We start from the raw sequence: 20,244 nt of genomic DNA on the forward strand, positions 1-20,244 counted from the left end.
AAGCTTGTTCGCGCCACATTGGCAGGTTCCCGCCGCTCCCTGACTCCTACTGTCACTGATCACCTCACGCTCCGGGCCGGAGATCGGCCCGAGGAGCGCCGACCCGGGCTGTATTGACCGGGTGTCCGGAACCCGCGTGCACTTCTCGTCAAACGGCATCAGCTGACGTTCTTCTTGATCGAGTCGTTCCGTGATCCGCTGTGCGACATCGGTCGGTGTGTGTGCGCGAACCATGGGATCGCGGCCGTCCTCAGCCTCATCGAGCACCCCACTCGACGCTGACCAGGTGGAACGACCGTAAACAGCGGGGTGCGGCGATGGGTCGGTCAGACCGGGACTGGCTCGCCTTCAGCGAGACACGTCAGCTCAGGCGCACGGGGTGTGACTTCCAGCGTTAGTTGTCACCAGCGATGACCTCTGACCTGGGATGCTCTCGCGGGATTCCAGCTCTTTCTGTCACCAGAATCACGCGGTAGTTGTCACTTCCGGGCGTTTCCAGGTCGAGTTGTCACCAGGTTCGGAGACTGGTCCGCTTGCCGCCCTCGACCATGGTCGTCTGCTGGTGTGGACGGAGCACATTCCCCTGTACAGCCACCGTCCCCTGCCGCGGCTTGGGGCGGGGGCCTGTGGTCGCACAGCTGCGGGTGGGAGGACCTGCTCGTTCCGGTGTCCGTGGCACCGGGCAGGGACGGTCTTGATCTCGGGGCGGAGTGGACCCGCCGCTGGACGGCGACCTGGCGGACAGCGGGCGGCGAGGTGTCGTGCACCGTGCGGGACCTGGCTCTCACGCGTATCGCGGACGGTACGCCGATGCGTCGGTTTTCCTGGCGCAGGGCCCAGCGGCATCGCCCCAACTTGCAATTCCTCGTCAGCACCGGCCGTCATCACGGGGCCGAAAGTCTGGAGGAGGCACGCCTGCTCCTGGTCCTCGACTTCGCGGCCGGCCTTGTCGACGTGCTGTCGCAGCCCATGCGGCTGCGGTTCGATACCGCGACCGGACGCAGGGGACACATCCCGGACTTCCTGGCGGTGACACGGACTGGTATCTGGCTGATCGACGTACGGCCATACACGCTCATCGCTCCGGAGGACCTGGAGGCATTCGCCGCGTCCGCCGAGATCGCGATGGCCTGCGGCTGGCATTACACCGTCGCCGCGGGCTGGAAAGAGCACGTCACCGCTGCGGTCGACGCCTTCTCCTCCCAGCGTCGACCCCTGTCCGACCCGCTGGGGCTGCGGCCGACGCTTGTGGCTGCGGCCCGCGACGGCGGAACATTCGGCGAGGTCGTGGACACCGCGCCGTTTCCGCCGCTGGCCCGCGCTCAGCTCCTGCATCTGCTCTGGCACCGGCGCCTCGGCTGCGACCTGAGTAGGCGGTTCGGCGACCGATCCGTGGTGACCGACCCAGCTGAGGAGGCGTGATGAGAGCGGCCCGTGTCCTGGACCTGTCTCCCGGTGCTGCTCTGGTACTGGACGGCACGCAATGGACGGTCGAACGCCGGGAGCCGGAACTGGGCCGGGTCCACCTGGTCCGCGACGACGGCACCCGGCAGCCGATGAGCTTCCGCTTCCTTGTCAATCACCCCAACTGCCGTCCCTCCTCCACGACTGCGGCTCGTGGCGCCGACCGGGGCCGTCAGCCCAAGACGCAGGCGGACCTGGAACCGGGACGGCGGGAGATCGCCGCATGCCGGCTGGCTCATCTGCTGGAGGTGGAGACCGGTTTCCGTAGCGGCGACCCGCTGCGGCCGGGGCCGGGGGAGCCGAAACCGGAGTACGACCCGGCCACCACGACGCTGACCGCCCGCCGCCTCGCGAAGGTCGCCGAACTCGCCGCCATGGACCGGCAGCAGGCCAAAATCCTGGGCCTGGACCGGGTCGGCTACCGAACCCTGATCCGCTGGGACCACCGACGCCGCGAGGCCGGGCTAATCGGCTGCGCAGACGAGCGCTGGCTGCGTGAGAGCGGAGGCCACCCCAGCATCACCGAGGAGATCCGCGAGGCGATCTTCGCGGTCCGCGCGGAGACCTTGCACCGCTCGAAGGTGACCATGCGGACCCGGACACGCATGATCCACCAGTACGTACGCGAGACCTTCCCCGACCGGGATGTCACCGTCCCCAGCTATCAGACTCTGTGGGGCGTCTGGCGCGAGTGGTTCGGACCGGGAGGGGCCCGCCAGCGCTATGCGCGCTCGGCCGAACTGCCCGCGAAGAACGGGCACGTGCTCGTCCACCGACCCGGCCAGGTGATCGCCCTGGACACAACGGTGCTGCCCGTGATGGTCCGCGAGGGTGTGTTCGGCGACCCGGTGAAGTGCCACCTCACCCTCGCCATGGATGTGCACACGCATTCCCTTTGCGCCTTCCGGCTCACCCTGGTCTCTGACCAGTCGGTGGACGTCGCGATGCTGCTGCGGGACGTCATGCTGCCGCTGCCCATGCGATCCGACTGGGGCGAGGAACTTGAGTGGCCCTACCCGGGCCTGCCCGCCGCGGTGGTCGCAGAGTTCGCCGGGCACAAGGTCGCCGGTCTGCCGTTCTTCGCTCCGGAGACCGTGACCACCGACCACGGGTCTGTTTACCGAAACCACCACCTGGTCGATGTCCAGCGGGTGCTCGGCTGCAACATCCTTCCCAGCCGTGTCTTGCGTCCCACGGACAAGTCCGCCTGCGAGCGGGCGTTCGGCGCGGTCAGGTCGCTGCTGTTCGAGCAGTTGCCCGGCTACACCGGCATCGACCCCGCTGATCGCGGCGCCGACCCTGAAGGCGATGCGGTGCTGACTGTCGACGAGATGGAGCACGTGATCGCCACATGGATCGTTGCCGTCTGGCAACGGCGCCGGCTGGGCGAGTACGCGCCCAGTTGGGACCCCGGAGGCGGTCACAGCCCCAACTCGCTGTTCGCCGCCTCGTTCGCACAGGCCGGCTTCGCGATGGAGGTTCCTTCTCCGGAGCTGTTCTACGAACTGCTGCCTGTTCACTATGTCCAGAAGATCGACGCCCGGCGCGGGGTGAAGATCCGCGGGCTTTGGTATGACAGCCCTGCTCTGGCTTCCTACCGGGGCCAGCGCTCGACCCGTGGCGGCCGGCACAAGGGCCAGTGGGTCATCCGCCGGGACCCCAGAGACCGCCGCAGCGTGTTCTTCCAGGACCCGCTCACCCACGAGTGGCACGCCCTGGCCTGGACCGGCCTGCCGCCCGACGGCCAAGCCCCCGCCTTCGGTGACGCACGCGTACGTGAACTGCTCAAGAAGGCAGAAGCCTGCGGCCTGCGACCCCGTACGGACGATGAACTGCTGCCGGTCCTTGTGGAGTTGCTAGGCTCTCGCGTCCCGGTGAGACAGTGGAAGACCCGGATGCCGAAGGCCGCGCGGATCGAGCACGCCCGCGAAGTCGGCCAGGCACACGCCGCCCAGAGCGACCGCCCGGTGAGCACGACACCGGAAACCCCGGTCCGCCACCAGGCGGTGGCCGGGGCGGTAGTGACCCCACTGCACTGGCCGGAGAGGGCCCGACAGGCCGACGCCAGCATCGACAGCGCACGACGTCACCGCCGCGAACGGGCCGTCCCGACCCGGCCCAAGCCGCCGCCTCCGCTCGGTGCGTCCTCGCGCGCACATGATCTGTTCCTGCTGCCCGAGGACGATGAGGAGGGCCTGCCCGATGGCGGACCGAGCACCAGATGACAGCGGAATCGTCCCGTTTCTGCGGGCCGGACCGCCGCCGGACCGCACCCGTCGCGAAGGCTGGCGCCAGTGGCGCGAGCAACGCGACCTATTCACTCCCGCCCCGAAGCTCTCGCTGGAGCAGTACACGGCCATGAGCCCGCGGCGCCGAGCTCTGCACGACCTGCACCGCACCGCCACCCATATGAACATCGGGCTGCTGGAGACCCCGATGAGCGCGAGGATCACCAAACTCATGCGTGGCCGGCTGCGGAACAACGCGTTGAACTTCGAACCGGGCACCCGCGACGGCCTGATGATCAGCGGCGGCGGCTACCTCGGCAAGACCGAGACGGCCTGCGCCGCCGCGGCCGCCTTCGAGGACGTCTGGCGCGATCTGCACCGCCAGCTCCTGCCCCCACCGACCGAAGGAACCCGGGACCTCTTCGTTCCCGTCGCCTACTGCCGCACCCCGGTGCGTGCCACACCGAAGGGGCTTTGCGCTGTCATCCTCGACTTCTTCGGCGCCCCGCTCCCCAAGACGCTCAACAGCATGATCCGTGCCGTCAGGGACTCCCTGCGCGACCATCGCACCACCACCTTGCTGCTGGACGACATCACCAGGCTCCGCCTCCACCGTGAAGACGACCAGGACACCCTCGACCTCATCCGCGAGCTGATGGACCTGAACGTCACCCTCGTCCTCATCGGCGTTGACATTCCCAACTCTGGCCTGGTCAGGGGTGGTTATCCCGACCCCCGCACGGGTCAGTGGATCGTCCCGCCCGTCAGCACCGGCAAGAGCTTCAACCCGGCCGCCGCCACGCAGACTGAACGCCGCTTCGATCTGGTCGACCTCGACCCCTTCGACTACGACACCACCGACGGCATCGCTGCCTTCCTTGACCACCTCGCCGGGATCGAGGATCGCCTCCGCCTCTTCCATACCTGGCCAGGCATGCTCACCGAGGGCGAGATGCCCGAGTACCTCTACCGCCGCACCCACGGCATCGTCGGCCTGCTCAAAAGGCTCATCGAGGACGGCAGCACGGACGCGATCGAGTCCGGCACCGAGAAAATCACCCCCGAACAACTGGCCGCCATCCCCATCCGGCTGGGCAATATCACCGACCGGGACCCATCCGAGATCCCACCGATCCCTGAGACCACCGAACCAGGCCCCCGCACTCCCCGCCGCCGGGGCCGCAACACCGTCTTCGACGACACCGGCCGAGCCGCGGAAGCAACGTGACCAAGTCCGACCTGCGTGAACTGCCCCGCAGCCTGGCCCCGCTCAGCGACGAAAGCCTGCCCGGCTACCTACTGAGGCTCTCCTGCCGACTCCACGTCCCCGTCGCCCACACAGCGGCCCGCACCGGCCTTGCCCGGCGATCCGGCACCAACTCGAACGTCTTTCTGCCCGTCCGCCTCCTGCACCGGGCCGACGACAGCCCCCTCGCGAACTTCATCCGCACCACTCGCCTCAGCGCTGTCGAGGCCACCAACCTGTTCACGTTCCCGCTCGGAGACCGCTACGGCCCCCTCAACCCCGAACTCATGTCCCACTCCAACTCCAGGCCCCTCGTCCGCAACGCTCGGTGGTTCTTCGGACGATGGACCCGATACTGCCCCGACTGCCTCACCGGCGACGGCAGCCCGATCCAGAACCAACTCGGCGGACCCTGGAAACGGCACTGGCGCCTCCCCACCGTCTTCGCCTGCCCCCACCATCGAGCCCTGCTGCACAACGCATGTCCTCAGTGCGGGAATGCGGCACTCACGGACGCCACGAACTTCCTGCCCCGGGCAGCGGCAGAGCCCCTTCACCCCACCCTTTGCCGCGCTCCGACGCACAACCGCTACCTTCGGGCCCCACAGCCCCCGACCTGCAAAAATGACCTCACAACGACTGCCGGCAGGCCAGTCGACGACGCCACCATGAGCGTCGTGCTCGCGTTGCAGAATCGGCTCCTGGACCTGCACAATCCTCACGGTCCGGCCGTCATCGGCAGTGTCGGCTGGCAGCAGAGCGCCGCCCAGTACTTCCTGGACCTCCGAGCGGTGACCTGGCTGATCCTCCTGTCCTGGCCCGATACCCAGGGCTACGCGCACACCCCGACCCTGGCTGACGCAGTCGCCCGCACCGCGGAGAACGCTCGCATCGCCGCACAGGGGCAAAGGGACAGACCGGGCAAGCGGCACCCTTCCACCGCCTACACCGATCCACCCATCGACCCCTTGGCCGCCGCAGCCGTCTTCGGGATCGCCGAACAACTCCTCGCCACCGACTACGACGCCACGTTCGCCATCTTCAGCCCGCTCATCAGCCGAGCTCGAAGCATCGAACCCACCATGGCCCACCTGCAACGAGCACTCCACGCATCACAGCCGCTGCGGGTCACGCTCAGCCACCACAAACACGACGTCTGGAAGAGGGGCAGAGAACGTCTCGTTCGCGAGCACCCCGAACTCACTCCCATGTGACTGAGCCGCTCCATCTGGCGGGACTCGTTAACTGAAGCGCTGAGCGTGGGAATGTTGCGCCCATGACAGCCGACCAGCATGACGTGCCCGCCGACCTGACTGCCATCGAAGCCGCCCTCGGCCGCATGGTCTACCGTGCCGGAACCCTGGAAACCGCGCGCGGGATCTCGGGCGCTGGTGCCGTTCCGGCCGCGACTTCGGTGACGTATGCGCAGGTCGCTGTGTCCAGGGCGTCGGCGTTCAGGTCGGCGAGCACGCGGCGGAAGGTACGTTCGCTGGGTACGAGGTACTGGCCGGTCAGCGGGTCGTACCGGGCACCGATACGGGCCAGTTCGGCCTGCGGGGCGCGGGCGGCCCACTGCCAGATCGCGGTCATGGGGTCGCCGCCGACCACGAGCGTCGCGCACGCGGCCAGCACCAGGGGATGCCGCCGCCCTCGCTCCGCGCGCCGGTCAGGGACTTGCCGCAGCCTGTCGACCAGCGCAGACTCCGCTGCCACAGGGTCGGAGGCGAGCTCAGCCTCCCACCATGCGAGGTCGGCGAGCTGGTCAAGGGCAGGGCTGATCAGGGAGGATGCGGGCACGAGCGCGGCTCCTGAGACGATCTTCTGGCGTAGGAACCTGAAAGATCATCAGAGGCCGCGCTCGCCTGGCAACCTGCCACCTCACTCCACGGACGAGCAGCCCAAAAAGATCAAAGGTCAACTATGCCGGGGCCGTGAGGCCAAATGGACTTACAAGGATCCCGTGAAGCAGGTTCCCTCGCCCGTAATACGGCATTCCCTCATTGCAACTCGAAGCGCATAGCCAACCAGTTGGACGACCATCACCAGAAAAAATATGACATGAAAGACAACACACCGGTGCGCAGCGATCCAGGCTCGGACAAGCGCTCTTCCGGCACGCTGACTGCCGCGTAGCAGGGCACTGTCGACCAGGCGATCGAGGCCATCAAGGGCATCACATCCAACGCCAGCTCAGCCGCTTAATGTTCAATTTCCAAGAACGATAGGTTTGCTATGTCTAACGAATACTCCTTCCTTTCCGGCTTCATGCAGAGCCGCAATGTTGGTCGGGTCATCGCCCAAGTCGATGTATTGAAGGAAAGTGGTTCGACCGCCTCCAAACTGCTCAAGTGGGACAGGTCCCAGAACCGCTGGTTCTCCTTCAACCTCGAGTGGCACGCCACGCGAATCTGCGCAATTGAAGTACCGGAAATCATGGTGTTCGCTACAGGCCCGGACGGTATCGTGTCAGTCAGCACAATGTCTGGCTCAACCGAAGAAGAGATCGACGACTCTCTCGATGGCCCTGCTCGTCGCGGTCCTATTCGGGATCTCCAACTCATCGATGGTGTGCCCTACGCCACTGGCATGGGCCGCCAGGTTTATCGTCGCGAGGGCCCAGTCAAATGGACGCGTCAGGACCAGGGAGTAGTTTTACCCAGAGGCGAGATTGAACTATGCGGTTTCAACTCCATCGACGGCCTCAGAGAAGAAAATCTCTATGCCGTCGGATTCAATGGCGAAATCTGGCAACGCCTGGAAGGCAAATGGTTCAAGCGGGAAAGCCCAACCAATCTCGTATTGCATCGGGTCAAGGTAGTTCGCGAAGATTTAGTGTTTATATGCGGGCAGATGGGCACTTTGCTGCGTGGCAATGGTTCGCAGTGGGAAGCCATTGAACAGGACGCAACCAGCGACGACCTCTGGGGTATGGAGTGGTTCAACGGCGAGCTCTATTTGACCCGTGACTCCGGTCTATTCCGCCTCGACGGCAATGGCAATCTGGTTGCAGTCGACATGAAGTTGCCCGGTAAGCCCAGTTGCCGTCATCTCCATGCAAATGATGGTGTTCTCTGGTCCTGCGGACCGAAGAACGTAGTTTGGACCGAGGATGGCCAGAGTTGGACCGAGGTGACCCCGTGATATCGGCCCAGGCAGGCTCAGTTTGATATCCGTACCCATCATCATCGACCAACACGCCGAAGAAGCCCGGCTTCCTCGCTGTCCTGCGCGATTACGCCGTGTGTGCACCGCATTACGACCTCGACGACCTCAGTAAAATCGACAACCGCCTCGTACAACTCGTCGGACAAGGAGGATATGTCTGGCCCCTTCCCCTCACGGCCCCGGCATAGTTGACCTTTGATCTTTTTTGGGCTGCTTCACGGCAGCTGTAGTTCGTGACTCGTGAGGTTCCTGTTATGCGATGGCCACTGCTGTGACGTTGTTCCAGCGGCGGTGGCAGTCGGCTGCGCGATGCTGGTGTCGGCGGCGCCAGTGTGACCAGCGGAGCGCGTGCGTGGGATCGGTTTCCTGGCAGGGGCGGGGCAGGACGAAGGTCCGGAGCAGGGCGCGGAGTTCGCGTGGACTGACGGGCACCATGACCAGGTGGTCCTCGGGCTCGGCGGGGTTGGCGCGTTGCCGCTCGTGGAGGGCGCCGACGGCCAGGAGCGCGTAGGCGATCACCGACATGAGGCTCCAGCGGTGCCAGGAGTTCCAGCAGGTGACCTGGCCGGTGTCGAGGTGGGCCAGGCCCTTGGCTCCTTGAGAGTCCTCCTCGACGCGCCAGCGGCGGCAGACCGCGCTGACCAGCACTGATATCGGTTGCGGGTCGGGGTGCCAGGTGCGGCAGAAGGAGAGGGTGCCGGTGCGGCGGTGGCGCTGGAGGGGTGGTGACGCGGTGGCTGGTGGGCACGGCGATCGCGCAGCCGTAGCCCAGCGTACGGATCCGGCAGCGCAACTCCCGGCCGCCGTAGACCTCGTCGGCCGCCACCCACGCCGTACGGACGCCCGAGGCGTGCGCGTCGGCGAGCATGTCGCCGGCCAGTCGCGGCTTGGTGGCGAATGTCGTCTCGTCGGGCACCCCGGCCAGTTCACGGCGTTCGTCGTCGCCGGCCCACGCCTCACCGAGATAGAGGCGGCGGTCGATCAGCGCGTGGCCCTGCGCGCTCACGTAGGAGAGATGTACCGCGACCTGGCACAGTCCGATCCCGCCCAAGGCTCCGGAGTACTGGCGGCCGGCGCCGACCGCGTCGAGGGACGACTTCTCATCGCCCGTCTCGTCCACCACCAACATCACCTCCCGGTCGCCGAGTTGCTCCACCGTCCAGGCCGCGGCCGACCGGCGTATCGCCTCGGTATCGAAGCGGGCCCGGGACAGGAAGTGCTGCAGGACGTGCGGGCCGGAGTGGCCGATCGCCTCGGCCAGTGACCAGCAGTTCGCCGATTCCTTGACCATCAGCAGCCCCTGAACCATGTTCCGGCAGGTCAGCCGGGTCTCCCGGCGCGGGAAGCAGCTCGCCACCCGGTCCATCAACCCCTCGAAGGACTCGTCCCACAGGGCGTGTACTACCGTGGCCTGCGCGGCCACCGCTTCGTTTTCCGTCTTCACAAACGATCACGATGCAGGTGGTCGCACCTCTGCCCGCAGGCACCCCATCCACCACGCTGACCAGCAGCGTTGCCCTACGCCTCACGAACTACAGCTGCCGTGTCTGACCCGTCATCTAACGTTGCCGGCATGACAATTAACGTCCCGCCCGGCTACCGGATCATTCCTGACGATGAGGCTCAGGAACGCTTCTCCTTGCACGAAGAGCACATGTACGAGTGTGGGGATGTCTGCGACGAGTACGAAATAGAGACCCTTCTCTACGAAGATGGGCTTTCCACCACCAGTGATCTCCGCACCAGCGACGCGTCGGACCTGTGGCGTTACAACGTCATCATCGACGGAGACCTGAACGTAGACGGTGAGCTCCAGTGGGCGGATGGGGACCATCCCAATCTTCTGCTGATCACCGGCTCTCTGCGGACACGAAGCGTGACGGTCAGCTTTGGCACGAACCTGATCGTGAGAGGGGACCTGATCGCCACCCATGCCGTCGAACACCCGGACGGAATCAGCGAAGAGGGTCTCATCATTGTCCGCGGAACCACGTACACACCGGTCGACATCGGCCCCTACACGCTTGTCGTCGACAGTGGCCAGCCTCAGGAGGCCACCTTTGACTACGACGATGACCTGTCCGAGGTCCTTGCGCCTGAAGTGCTGATACCGCACGAGCGGCCGTACAGGAAGGGGAAGGCAGACCGGGACAAGATCTACGAAGCAGCACTCAACGGTCGCCCCATCCTTTGCCCGCCCCCGAACTGCGAGGCGGTCTGACCCACCCAGAGTCTGCGGAAGTCGGCGTCCTGCCACAGGCTGGGGCGGACAGGAGCGGACGGCACAGGCACAGGGCCCCCTTGAACGGCTGAGCAACAAAGGTCCGCCCACCCGGCGTACGAAGGGCGAGGTGCGCCGGTGCGTCAGGCGGAGAGGGGGTCGCTGCGCCACAGATCAAGGGAGAGAGCCCTCGGCACGGATCTGCGTGGAGCACACCATCGGCGAGGAGAAGAAGTGGCGGCCGCTCCAGCGGTACATCGGACGGCGCGAGTACTACGCCGAAACGCACGCTGCCATCGCCGGCCTGATCTCCGACCGCGCGGCGCGCAGGCCCACCCGACGAAGTACCAGCACTGAACTGGTGCTCGTCCGCCCGGCCGCCTGCTGATCACCCACCAGCCAACCCGCCAGGCGAGCACGCCCCGACCTCAATCGCATACCGAGTCGTAATCAACCATCACGAAACCGGACAGAGCAGAACAACGCCGGGGCCGTGCCGCGAGTGGGTGGCTGGTGGCTCCCTCCGACATGGCGAAGCGGGCGCGCTTGTGGCCCTGGGTAAAAGGCGAGAACGCACACTTCTACAACAGGCCGGGTCGTTCCCAGACATGAGGAGACCTGGGCTCTGAGCAGCGGTCCACGGTGCACAAGGGGGCTCCCGCCGGATGGTGGGCTCCACCCACTTCGTCATGCGGAGTGTCAGGTGCGGTCGGAAGGCTGCGAATCCGAGCGGTGCGCAACATGCATTCTGGGCTGCGGCCGCTCGCCGGAAGAACGGAACGCTCGCTGCGGTTACTGGCTGGTCCGCACGGCCGTGAGCGAAGCGCTCAGTCACACTCCGTGTGACCCGTGCACCCACCGGTGACAATAATCGCTGGAAGGTGACATCCATCGCTGGAAGTCACACGGGGCCGGGCGAGTGGTGTGGCGCACTTTTGCAAGCGTCTGCTTGCAAAAGTTAGCAAGGGTGGCGCACCATCGGGGTATGGCATCACTCAACGTCGGCAATCTCGGTGAGTACCTGCGCGAACAACGGCGCAACGCGCAGCTGTCGCTGCGGCAGCTCGCCGATGCCGCCGGGGTGTCCAACCCCTACCTCAGCCAGATCGAGCGCGGGCTGCGCAAGCCGAGCGCCGAGGTGCTGCAACAGGTCGCCAAGGCGCTGCGGATCTCCGCCGAGACCCTTTACGTACGGGCCGGGATTCTGGACGAGCGGGAGCGGGAGGAGCTGGAGACGCGGGCGGTGATTCTGGCCGATCCGTCCATAAACGAGCGGCAGAAGAGCGTTCTGCTGCAGATCTACGACTCCTTCCGCAGGGAGAACGGGTTCGTGCCCGGACCGGAATCCGGCGTCGCGGCCGGATCGGAGACCGGCGACGAACCGGAGCCGGCCGCCGGTGCCGACACGGCTTCAGAGCCTTCAGAGCCTTCAGAGCCTTCAGAGCCTTCAACGCAAGAGAAACCCTCACACTGAGTCTGATGATCCGGGAGGACCACAGTCATGGCCATCACCGATGACCTGCGCAAGACCCTCACCGACCCGACCCCCCTCTACTTCGCCGCCGGTACGGCCGACCTCGCCGTCGAGCAGGCGCGCAAGGTCCCGGCGCTGATCGAGCAGCTGCGCGCCGAGGCGCCGGAGCGTATCGAGGCCGTGCGCAACGCCGACCCCAAGGCCGTGCAGGAGAAGGTGGCCGCGCAGGCCAAGGAGGCGCAGGCCACCGTGCAGGCCAAGGTCACCGAGGTGATCGGATCCTTCGACAGCGACCTGCGGAAGCTGGGCGAGAGCGCGCAGGATCTGGCGCTGCGGAGTCTCGGCGTGGCCGCGGAGTACGCGGTGCGGGCCCGGGAGACGTACGAGAAGGTCGCCGAGCGCGGCGAGCAGACCGTGAAGCACTGGCGCGGCGAGACGGCCGAGGAGATCGTCGAGATCGCCGTCGTCGTCGAGCCGCGCAAGGAGTCCAAGCCGGCGGGCACCACCAGGACCGCGCCGGCCGCCAAGCCCGGTCAGGCGAAGGCCGCCCCCGCTCCGAAGCCCGCGCCGAAGCCCGCACCGAAGGCCGTCAAGCCGGAGGGCAGGACCCCGGCCGCGCCCGCCCGCAAGGCGCCCGCGCGCAAGCCCGCCGCGAAGAAGACCACTCCGCCGAGCGCGAAGTAGCACCCGGCGCCGCGGCACCCCGGGCGGTGCCGTGGCGCCGCCGTGTGTAGCGGGGCGCGGGCCGGGCACCTTCCAGGGGGGCCGGTCCGTTCTCCCGGTACCTTGGCAGCGAGGCGCTCATCCATTCAATAGGCGGTGCACACCATGTTGCTCACAGGATTCAGCACATTCGTCTGGCTGCTCTACATGGTCATGCTCGTGCTTGCCGTGGTCGCACTGATCATGGCCGCGATGGCCCGTGAGGACGCCTACCGGGCCGCGGACAAGCAGAAGAAGTCCTTCTGGCTGATCATCCTCGGCATCACCGTCGCCGTGAACCTCTTCGTGCCGATGCTGTTCCTGCAGCTCGCGGGCGCGGTCGCCTCCATCGTCTTCCTGGTGGACGTGCGGCCCGCGCTCCAGGCGGTCTCGGGCGGCGGCCGCGGCGGCCGGCGCGGCGGCTCCAGCAGCGACGGGCCGTACGGGCCCTACAACGGCGGGCGCTGAGCGTTCGCGGGTTTCGCGGCGCTCACGGCGCCATGGGCAGTGCCGATCCGGGGCGGGGGCGCGGGACGCCCCGGCCCCGGCCGCCGTTCGGGAACCGCCGGTGTACGTGCTCCTCGTCGCGGTCGAGCAGGAGGACCGCGACGTCGTCGGTGAGTTCGCCGCCGTTCAGCTCCCGCACCTGGGTGACCGCGGCCTCCAGGAGGTCCTCGCCGGTGAGCCCCTGGGCCAGCTGCCGGTTGATCATCGCGACCATGCCGTCCTGGCCCAGCCGCTGAGTGCCGGACTCGCTCACGCGCCCCTCGATCAGCCCGTCCGTGTACATCATCAGGCTCCAGGAGCCGCCGAGATCCACCTGGCGGCGCGGCCAGCGGGCGCGCGGCAGCAGGCCCAGGGCCGGTCCGCCGTCCTCGTACGGGAGCAGGTGCGCGGCCCGTCCGGGCCGGGCTATCAGCGGGGCGGGGTGGCCCGCCAGGCAGAGCCCCGCGCGCCGGCCGTCGGGGGCGATGTCGACGGTGCAGAGCGTCGCGAAGATCTCCTCGCTCTCCCGCTCGTGCTCCAGGACCTGCTGGAGGGTGGAGAGCAGTTCGTCGCCGCAGAGCCCGGCCAGGGTCAACGCCCGCCACGCTATGCGCAGTTCCACACCGAGCGCCGCCTCGTCGGGGCCGTGCCCGCAGACGTCGCCGATCATCACGTGGACGGTGCCGTCGGGTGTGCGGACCGTGTCGTAGAAGTCCCCGCCGAGCAGGGCGCGGCTGCGGCCGGGGCGGTAGCGGGCCGCGAAGCGCAGATCGGAGCCTTCGAGCAGCGGGGTGGGGAGCAGGCCGCGTTCGAGGCGGGCGTTCTCCTGGGCACGCAGGGTCGACTCGGTGAGCCGGCGCTGGGCGACGTCGGCGCGCTTGCGTTCGACGGCGTACCGGATGGCGCGGCTGAGCAGCCGTCCGTCGAGTTCGTCGCGGAAGAGGTAGTCCTGGGCGCCGACCTGCACAGCCGCGGCGGCCAGCTCGGTGTCGTCCTGTGCCGTGAGGGCGAGGACGGCGTGGCGCGGGGCGATCCGCAGTACGTGCTGGAGGGCGGCGAGGCCGTCGGCTTCCTCCGCGTTCCCGGCGCCGGAGGCACGGGTCTCGCTGCCGGTGGGCAGGGCGAGGTCCAGCAGGACGCAGTCGACGTCGTCCGTGAGGAGCCGGCCCGCCTCGGTCAGGTTGCGGGCGGTGCGGATGCGCACCCTCGTGCCGGCCGCGGCCGGGAGCTCGGGGACGGTGAAGGTGCCCGCCGGGTCGTCCTCGATCACCAGCAGGGTGAGGTCGGCGCCGTGGGAGGCCTCCGCAGCGGCTTCGGCACCGTGCTGCGGTTCGGGTACGGGCATCGGTCGGATTTCCTTCCCTCCCCCCGAGGGCGCGGCGGGACGACGATCGACGACCCGCCAGACCGGGACGATAGCGGTCCGCGGCGGGGGAACGGAATGGCGTTCCGCGATCGGCCTCCGGCATATGCACAGCCATAAGCCGCGTCAGGTCACGGATCCGGCGAGATGGGCCGGGGTGGGGGAGGTGTCCGGGCATGACAAAGCTCACGCGGGGTGGCGGGCGACGGGTGGCGCGGGTCACGCCCGTGGGGACGGGGGTGACCCGCGGGGGGTGCGAGGTCCCGGCGCGGGGCGTCGCGAGGTGCCCGGGACGCCCCGGGATGCCCCGGGAGCGCTGTGTTCTCGACCGCCGGACGGGCTTGGTCCCGTCCGGTCCGGGGCTACTTGTCCGGGCGTACGACGCCGAGTATCTGCATCGAGCCCGCGCCCGCCAGTGTGACGTTGCGGCCGGGGCGGGGGGCGTGCACGATCGCGCCGTCGCCGACGTACATGCCCACGTGACTGGCGTCACCGTGGTAGATGATCAGGTCGCCGGGGCGCATGTCCTTGATGGCGATGTGCGGCAGCAGCCGCCACTGCTCCTGCGAGGTGCGGGGGATCGGCCGGCCCGCCGCCGCCCAGGCCTGTGACGTGAGCCCCGAGCAGTCGTACGACTTGGGGCCCTCGGCGCCCCAGACGTACGGCTTGCCGATCTGCGCGGTCGCGAAGGCCACCGCCTTCTTGCCGCTCGCGCTCGCCTCGCGGTTGATGTCCTTCAGGGCGCCGGAGCTGAGCCAGGCCGTCTGCTGCTTGTACTCGGCCTCCTGCTCCAGCTTGAGCAGGCGGGCCAGCTCTTCCTTCTTGAGCTGCGACTCCAGCTTCTTCGCCGCGGCGATCTGCGCGTTGATCTTCTTCTTGGCCTTGGCCTGCTTGACCCGGTTGGCTTCGAGCTTCTTCCAGTTGGCGCTCGCGTCCTTGGTGTACGTCTCCAGGTCCTGCTGAGTCCTGGTCAGTTCGCCGAGCACGCCCTGGGCGGCCTGCTGGCCCTCCCTGACCCGGCTCACCCCGTCCAGGAACAGCTGCGGGTCGTCGCTGAGCATGAACTGGGCGCCGGGCGGCAGCCCCCCGCTGCGGTACTGCTCGCGGGCCTGGGCGCCCGCCTGGCTCTTGAGCTCGGCGATCTTCGACTGGCCCACGACTATGGCGCGGGCCAGCTTCACGATCTCGCCGGACTGCTTCTCGGCCTTCTCCTCGGCGAGGTTGTACGCGTCGGTCGCCGCTCCGGCCTTGCGGTAGAGGGCGTCGATCTCCTTGCGCACCTCTTCGAGGCTCTTCTTCGGCGCCTTGGACCCGGGGCCGGGCCGTGCGTCGGAGGCGGACGGGGGCGCGGGCTCGGCGAAGGCCTGGACCGGCGTGATGAGTACGGACAGCGCGCAGACCAGAGTGATCGCGGCTGAGGCACAGTGACGTCGGTTCACGAGATTCCCCTCCGAATGAATCTGATTTACCGTCAGTAACTATTCGCCGATGTCGAGATCGTGCCATGCCGTACCGAAAAGCAACAGAGGCACACGCCCGGCGTCCTGACGGTTGCTTCCCTGCGGCTGTCCCCCGACTTCCCCCTGCTCCCCTCTGTCTGGACGAACGGTGCGGCGTTCCCGTTCCCGTCCGCCGCCCCCCCCCGACACCGCCCCGCAGTTCTGCGCGGTGCGGTCGGGCCACGGGGCGGCGCGGTCGGCTACGGGTTGGGCCGGAGGGCGGCCCATTCCACCGTGACTTCGCCCTGGCGCCACCGCCGTACCCCGTCGGCCAGCGGCCAGTCGCCCGACAGCGACCGCACCGCAGCGATCCAGCGCTGCCGGGCGCCGAGTGAGGCGTACGGGGCCGCCGCGGCCCACGCCCGGTCGAAGTCCCGCAGGAACGCGTGGACCGGCTCGCCCGGGACATTGCGGTGGATCAGCGCCTTGGGCAGGCGCTCCGCGAGGTCGGAGGGGCGGTCGAGGGAGGCGAGCCGGGTCGCGAACGTGACCGTGCGCGGCCCCTCCGGGCCGAGCGCCACCCATACGTGGCGGCGCCCGATCTCGTCGCAGGTGCCCTCCACCAGCAGCCCGCCCGGTGCGAGCCGGGCGCACAGCCGCCGCCAGACCGCGTCGACCTCGCCCTCGTCGTACTGGCGCAGCACATTCGCCGCCCGGATGAGATCGGGGCGCTCGGGGAGCGGGATCTCGAAGCCGCCGTGCAGGAAGGTCAGGCCCTCGCACTCGTACGGCTTTGCCGCCGCGACCCGCTCCGGGTCGATCTCGACGCCGACCACACAGGTGCGCGGCTCGGCGGTGCGCAGCCGGTGCAGCAGCTCGACGGCGGTCCAGGGCGCGGCGCCGTAACCGAGGTCGACGGCGACGGGGTGGCCGGCGCGGCGCAGCGCCGGGCCGTGGGTGGCGGCGATCCAGCGGTCCATGCGGCGGAGCCGGTTCGGGTTGGTGGTCCCGCGGGTCGCGGTGCCGATGGGGCGCATGACAGCGAGCGTAACGATCCCCCGGCAGGCGGGTGACGCGCGCCCTGGGGCCGCCGGGCGCGGCGTGAGCATCGCAATGATTTGGCAAAACGGAAATGAAAGGAGAGATTCCGCTGTTGCAGCCGTTCGCAGGGGCTCGGGTCCCTTCGGTGTCATGCCCTGAATGAGGAGGACCGGACGACGTGAATCAGTACGTCTCCCGGCGCGGCAGCAGCCGTGTCGCGCCGCGCCTCAGGTTCCCCACCGCGTTCCCCGGCGGCCACCGCAAGCCCCGCCGCATCGCGATGCTCTCCGTGCACACCTCTCCGCTGCACCAGCCGGGCACGGGCGACGCGGGCGGCATGAACGTCTACATCGTGGAACTGGCCAGGCGCCTCGCCGCGATCAACATCGAGGTCGAGATCTTCACCCGCTCCACCGCCGGCGGGCTCCCTCCGGTGGTCGAGCTGGCGCCCGGCGTCCTGGTCCGGCACATCGACGCGGGGCCGTACGAGGGCCTGGCCAAGGAGGAGCTGCCCGCCCAGCTCTGCGCCTTCACGCACGGCGTGATGCAGGCGTGGGCCGGGCAGCGCCCCGGCTACTACGACCTCGTCCACTCCCATTACTGGCTCTCCGGCCATGTCGGCTGGCTCGCCGCCCAGCGCTGGGGCGCTCCCCTCGTCCACGCCATGCACACCATGGCGAAGGTCAAGAACGCGGCGCTCGCGGCGGGCGACACCCCCGAACCGGCGGCCCGCGTCATCGGCGAGACCCAGATCGTCGACGCGGCGAACCGGCTGATCGCCAACACCGCCGAGGAGGCGGACGAGCTCGTCCGCTTCTACGACGCCGATCCCGGCTCCGTCGCCGTCGTCCACCCCGGGGTCAACCTGGACCGCTTCAGCCCCGCCGACGGGCGGGCCGCGGCCCGGGCGCGCCTCGGACTGCCGAAGGACGCCCTGATTCCGCTCTTCGCGGGCCGCATCCAGCCTCTGAAGGCCCCCGACGTGCTGCTGCGGGCGGTCGCCGTCCTGCTGGACCGCGACCCCACGCTGCGCTCCCGGATGGTCGTACCGGTCGTCGGCGGCCCGAGCGGCAGTGGGCTGGCCAAGCCGGAGGAGCTGCAGAAGCTGGCGGCGCGGCTGGGCATCGCCGATGTCGTACGGTTCCAGCCGCCGGTCGGGCAGGAGCAGCTCGCCGACTGGTTCCGGGCCGCCTCGGTGCTGGTCATGCCCTCGCACAGCGAGTCCTTCGGTCTGGTCGCCATAGAGGCGCAGGCGGTGGGCACCCCCGTCGTCGCGGCGGCCGTGGGCGGTCTGCCGGTGGCGGTACGGGACGGGGTCAGCGGCTTCCTGATACCCGGGCACGACCCGCAGGCGTACGCGCGGGCGCTGGCCAGGTTCGCCGAGTCGCCGGAACTGGTCGCCCGGATGGGTGCGGCGGCCGCCGCGCACGCCCAGGGCTTCGGCTGGGACACCGCCGCCTCCGCGACCGCTGACGTGTACACGGCCGCGATGCACGAACACCGCCGCCGCGTACGCCCGCTCCACGTCTGACGTACGCTCGCACCATGGCTGACGTACCCGACGGAGCGGCACCGACCGAAGCGGCGACGACGCAGGTCGTACAGGTCATCGAGGCGACCCTGACGGACGCCGGGCTCGAATGGGAGAGCCCCGGGCCGGGTGACTACGTGGTCAAGCTGCCGGGCACGCGCAAGCTGTCCACCACCTGCTCGCTGCGCGTCGGCAAGCACTCGCTCTCCCTCAACGCCTTCGTCGTACGCCGCCCGGACGAGAACGACGCCGCGGTCCACCGCTGGCTGCTGGAGCGCAACCTCCGTCTCTTCGGGGTGAGTTACGCGATCGACGGGCTCGGCGACATCTATCTGGCAGGCAAGCTGCCGCTCTCCGTGGTCACCCCGCAGGAGCTGGACCGGCTGCTCGGCACGGTCCTCGAAGCGGCCGACGGCTCCTTCAACACCCTGCTGGAGCTGGGCTTCGCGAGCTCGATCCGCAAGGAGTACGAGTGGCGGGTGGCGCGCGGCGAATCCACCCGGAACCTGGACGCGTTCACCCACCTGACCCAGCGCCCCGCCGACCGGAGCAACTGACCCCCGCCCGGGCATTCCCCGGTGCGCGCCCCTTTCGTCGCGCCGGGCACCGTGGCATGCTCGCGACCGGCTCGCCCCGTACAGCGCGACGGTCGGCATCAGCGAGGTGACGGGGTTCGACCAGATCGGCGTCCCCGACTTCGGCGGCGATCTGCACACCCGGCTGGAGGCGTACGGGACACCGGAAGCGGTGTGGCCGCCCAATCTGTACGAGGCCCGGCGGGCACTGGTCGGCTGAGGCCGGCACCGCGGGATCAGTCCCTGGCCCGCAGCGCCGACCCCACGTCCGCCAGGGCCGATTCGAGCTGCGGGGCGACATGCGTCCAGGCCCAGTCCCGGTCCTCCTGGGGAGCGCGGCGCGGGACGGTCTCCACCAGCATGATCAGGTAGAGGTAGCAGCGGTAGAGCGCGAGCCGCAGCCGTACGGAGGCGTCGAACACCACCGGCCGCCCGCTGCCGTCCGCGTACCCGGCGAGGAAGTCCTCGTCCTTCTCCATGTCCCCGAACAGCGCGAGCGATACGAAGTCGGCGACCGGGTCGCCCCAGAACATCCGCTCGCCGTCGACGATCCCGCCGATGCTCCGTGCCCCCGGCCCGCCGTCGACGAGAAGGTTGCCCTGCCACAGGTCGAAGTGGACCAGGGCGGGACGTGTGACGTCGTCGAGCACCGGCGACGCGGCGGCGAGCAGGGCGCGGACACCGGCCGCCGGGCGCGGCAGCCGGGCCCGGTAGGTGTCCGCGTCGGCGAGGACGGCATCGGTCATCGCCGTGAACGCCTGCCGCCAGGCCGGGACCAACGGGCCCCCCGCCAGGGAGGGATAGCCGAAGCCGGCCGGGTGGGTGACGGCGTGCAGCCGGGCGACGATCCGCCCCAGGTCCTCCCTGAGCCGGCGCTCCTCCTCGGCAGGCAGGGAGCCGGGAGCGAACTCGCTCCAGGGCCGCCCCGGGCAGGCCGACATGATCACGTACGGGCCGGTCGGCGCGGTTGCGTCGAGCTCGCTGTGCAGGACGCGGGGGACCGGGGCCGAGCCCTTTGCGTAGTTGTAGAACGTGGTCTCGTTGACCAGCAGATCGCGTTCGTAGCCCAGCAGTGTTCCGGGGGCCGCGGGCGGCGGTGTCTTCACCACCTGCTCGCTGCCGTCGGTGAGCGTCACCCGGGAGACCGTGTTGAACGTGCCTCCGGTGAGCGGTGCGCATGCGGCGATCCGGTCCTCCGTCAGGCCGACCGAGCGGAGGACGGCGTGGGTTGTTCCATCAGCCTGCATGGGGTGATCGCACCTCTGTGTCGGATTCCGGTCCCGGTGTGAACTCGCCTCGTCGGACAGCG

Annotated in this window: 19 protein-coding genes and 1 pseudogene; 13 read left to right on the top strand and 7 right to left on the bottom strand. The window is 68.8% G+C overall.

The window, feature by feature from the left end:
* The first annotated feature begins 666 nt into the window (after window positions 1-666).
* Genes IE107_RS22405 through IE107_RS22420 form a run of 4 tightly spaced genes read left to right on the top strand, consistent with a single transcriptional unit; the run spans window position 667 to window position 6,152 of the window.
* Window positions 667-1,422, top strand: coding sequence for a TnsA-like heteromeric transposase endonuclease subunit (locus IE107_RS22405; protein WP_229867164.1), 756 nt, complete (start codon window positions 667-669; stop codon window positions 1,420-1,422).
* Entirely contained in the window at window positions 1,422-3,689 is a 2,268-nt protein-coding gene (locus IE107_RS22410; protein WP_189545637.1) for a transposase, read from the top strand. The genes IE107_RS22405 and IE107_RS22410 overlap by 1 nt, the downstream gene beginning before the upstream one ends.
* Window positions 3,667-4,920: an AAA family ATPase gene (locus tag IE107_RS22415; protein ID WP_189545638.1), complete on the top strand. Its 1,254-nt coding sequence runs from the start codon at window positions 3,667-3,669 to the stop codon at window positions 4,918-4,920. Before IE107_RS22410 ends, IE107_RS22415 begins: the two co-directional genes overlap by 23 nt.
* Window positions 4,917-6,152, top strand: coding sequence for a TniQ family protein (locus tag IE107_RS22420; protein ID WP_189545639.1), 1,236 nt, complete (start codon window positions 4,917-4,919; stop codon window positions 6,150-6,152). The genes IE107_RS22415 and IE107_RS22420 overlap by 4 nt, the downstream gene beginning before the upstream one ends.
* A 130-nt stretch (window positions 6,153-6,282) precedes the next feature.
* Here IE107_RS22420 and IE107_RS22425 read toward each other — a convergent pair whose 3' ends face one another.
* Window positions 6,283-6,735, bottom strand: a complete 453-nt coding sequence (locus IE107_RS22425; protein ID WP_189545640.1) for a transposase family protein — start codon at window positions 6,733-6,735, stop codon at window positions 6,283-6,285.
* 435 nt (window positions 6,736-7,170) lie between these two features.
* Here IE107_RS22425 and IE107_RS22430 point away from each other — a divergent pair, with 435 nt between their 5' ends.
* Entirely contained in the window at window positions 7,171-8,079 is a 909-nt protein-coding gene (locus IE107_RS22430; protein WP_189545641.1) for a beta propeller repeat protein, read from the top strand.
* Between the two features lie 276 nt (window positions 8,080-8,355).
* Here IE107_RS22430 and IE107_RS35190 read toward each other — a convergent pair whose 3' ends face one another.
* Both IE107_RS35190 and IE107_RS36180 read right to left on the bottom strand, forming a co-directional pair.
* Window positions 8,356-8,751 (bottom strand): hypothetical protein, encoded by a 396-nt coding sequence (locus IE107_RS35190; protein ID WP_229867165.1) that lies wholly within the window; start codon window positions 8,749-8,751, stop codon window positions 8,356-8,358.
* 43 nt (window positions 8,752-8,794) lie between these two features.
* A pseudogene (locus tag IE107_RS36180) lies at window positions 8,795-9,469 on the bottom strand (IS701 family transposase); the annotation flags it as partial.
* Window positions 9,470-9,676: 207 nt separating this feature from the next.
* Between IE107_RS36180 and IE107_RS22440 the strand changes: the two are divergent.
* From IE107_RS22440 to IE107_RS22460, 5 genes are all read left to right on the top strand, one after another.
* Window positions 9,677-10,324 (top strand): hypothetical protein, encoded by a 648-nt coding sequence (locus IE107_RS22440; RefSeq protein ID WP_189545645.1) that lies wholly within the window; start codon window positions 9,677-9,679, stop codon window positions 10,322-10,324.
* A 205-nt stretch (window positions 10,325-10,529) separates the two neighbouring features.
* Window positions 10,530-10,712: a hypothetical protein gene (locus tag IE107_RS22445; RefSeq protein ID WP_229867168.1), complete on the top strand. Its 183-nt coding sequence runs from the start codon at window positions 10,530-10,532 to the stop codon at window positions 10,710-10,712.
* 597 nt (window positions 10,713-11,309) lie between these two features.
* A complete protein-coding gene (locus tag IE107_RS22450) occupies window positions 11,310-11,798 on the top strand; it encodes a helix-turn-helix domain-containing protein (RefSeq protein ID WP_229867169.1) in 489 nt (162 codons plus the stop codon).
* A gap of 27 nt (window positions 11,799-11,825) precedes the next feature.
* Window positions 11,826-12,482, top strand: a complete 657-nt coding sequence (locus tag IE107_RS22455) for a hypothetical protein (protein WP_189545647.1) — start codon at window positions 11,826-11,828, stop codon at window positions 12,480-12,482.
* A gap of 144 nt (window positions 12,483-12,626) precedes the next feature.
* On the top strand, window positions 12,627-12,968 hold the full coding sequence (locus IE107_RS22460; protein WP_189545649.1) for a DUF2516 family protein: 342 nt from the start codon (window positions 12,627-12,629) through the stop codon (window positions 12,966-12,968).
* Between the two features lie 22 nt (window positions 12,969-12,990).
* Here IE107_RS22460 and IE107_RS22465 read toward each other — a convergent pair whose 3' ends face one another.
* From IE107_RS22465 to IE107_RS22475, 3 genes are all read right to left on the bottom strand, one after another.
* Complete coding sequence (locus IE107_RS22465; protein WP_189545651.1) at window positions 12,991-14,331, bottom strand: PP2C family protein-serine/threonine phosphatase; 1,341 nt, start codon at window positions 14,329-14,331, stop codon at window positions 12,991-12,993.
* A gap of 380 nt (window positions 14,332-14,711) precedes the next feature.
* Complete coding sequence (locus IE107_RS22470) at window positions 14,712-15,788, bottom strand: C40 family peptidase (protein WP_189545652.1); 1,077 nt, start codon at window positions 15,786-15,788, stop codon at window positions 14,712-14,714.
* A 260-nt stretch (window positions 15,789-16,048) separates the two neighbouring features.
* On the bottom strand, window positions 16,049-16,825 hold the full coding sequence (locus IE107_RS22475) for a class I SAM-dependent methyltransferase (RefSeq protein ID WP_189545654.1): 777 nt from the start codon (window positions 16,823-16,825) through the stop codon (window positions 16,049-16,051).
* Window positions 16,826-17,007: 182 nt separating this feature from the next.
* Between IE107_RS22475 and mshA the strand changes: the two genes are divergently transcribed.
* The 3 genes from mshA (at window position 17,008) to IE107_RS35800 (ending at window position 19,155) form a co-directional block, all read left to right on the top strand.
* Window positions 17,008-18,360 carry a D-inositol-3-phosphate glycosyltransferase gene (gene mshA, locus IE107_RS22480; protein ID WP_189545656.1) on the top strand — a complete coding sequence of 451 codons (1,353 nt, stop codon included), beginning with the start codon at window positions 17,008-17,010 and terminating at the stop codon, window positions 18,358-18,360.
* A 14-nt stretch (window positions 18,361-18,374) separates the two neighbouring features.
* On the top strand, window positions 18,375-18,917 hold the full coding sequence (locus IE107_RS22485; protein WP_189545658.1) for a type III secretion system chaperone family protein: 543 nt from the start codon (window positions 18,375-18,377) through the stop codon (window positions 18,915-18,917).
* Between the two features lie 106 nt (window positions 18,918-19,023).
* Window positions 19,024-19,155 carry a hypothetical protein gene (locus IE107_RS35800; protein WP_268246611.1) on the top strand — a complete coding sequence of 44 codons (132 nt, stop codon included), beginning with the start codon at window positions 19,024-19,026 and terminating at the stop codon, window positions 19,153-19,155.
* A 16-nt stretch (window positions 19,156-19,171) separates the two neighbouring features.
* On the opposite strand, the gene IE107_RS22490 is transcribed toward IE107_RS35800, so the two are convergent.
* The gene (locus IE107_RS22490) at window positions 19,172-20,182 is read right to left on the bottom strand and encodes a phosphotransferase family protein (protein ID WP_189545660.1); all 1,011 of its coding nucleotides are present in this window, start codon (window positions 20,180-20,182) and stop codon (window positions 19,172-19,174) included.
* Window positions 20,183-20,244: the final 62 nt, after the last annotated feature.

This window comes from Streptomyces gelaticus (assembly GCF_014649535.1).
Classification (GTDB): domain Bacteria; phylum Actinomycetota; class Actinomycetes; order Streptomycetales; family Streptomycetaceae; genus Streptomyces; species Streptomyces gelaticus.